Origin of the sequence: Paraburkholderia atlantica (genome assembly GCF_009362785.1) — a bacterium.
Classification (GTDB): Bacteria; Pseudomonadota; Gammaproteobacteria; order Burkholderiales; family Burkholderiaceae; genus Paraburkholderia; species Paraburkholderia atlantica.
This window is the reverse complement of the sequence record NZ_WHNQ01000224.1, coordinates 1-688: the sequence shown is the minus strand read 5'-3', so window position 1 is coordinate 688 and position 688 is coordinate 1. Positions and strand designations below refer to the sequence as shown.

The 688-nt window shown below is 60.8% G+C and carries 1 protein-coding gene; it reads left to right on the top strand.

The features are described 5' to 3' along the window. A partial coding sequence (locus GCT19_RS42395; protein ID WP_152855124.1) for an IS256 family transposase occupies positions 1 to 614 on the top strand: 614 nt, incomplete at its 5' end. Positions 615 to 688 lie beyond the last annotated feature (74 nt).

Below are 688 nucleotides of genomic sequence, written 5' to 3'. Positions count from 1 at the left end.
ACATTCTCGGACTGTGGATCGAGAACACCGAGGGCGCGAAGTTCTGGATGAAGGTCTTCAGCGATCTGAAGACACGCGGCGTGCAGGACATCCTGATTGCCGTCACCGACGGACTGAAGGGCATGTCCGACGCGCTTGAAGCGGTCTTCCCGGCGACCACGCTGCAGACCTGTATCGTGCACCTCATCCGCAATTCGCTCGACTATGCCGGCTGGAAGGAGCGTCGGGAGCTGGCCGCAGCCCTGCGTCCAATCTACACGGCGGCCAGTGCTGCTGCAGCCGAGGCGGAGTTGCTTGCTCTGGAACGGGGCCCGTGGGGAAGCAGGTTCCCGACGGTCATGGCAGCCTGGCGCCGCGCATGGGTTCGCGTGATTCCGTTCTTCGCGTTTCCGCCTGAGGTGCGCAAGGTCATCTACACCAATTCGCTGGAGAGCGTGAATGCACAGCTGCGCAAGATCATCAAGACGCGCGGACACTTCCCGTCCGATGAAGCGGCGACCAAACTGCTCTGGCTTGCGCTGCGCAAAATCACCAGCGACTGGCACCGTGCGGCCCACGACTGGAAGGCCGCCATGCGGCAGTTCGCGATCCTCTACGAGGATCGCTTCACATGACCCAACAGCTAGAATGAAATTGATCGCCTGCCACGCCTGAAATCTTCAGACGCCTTGCACACAAAAATTCAGAC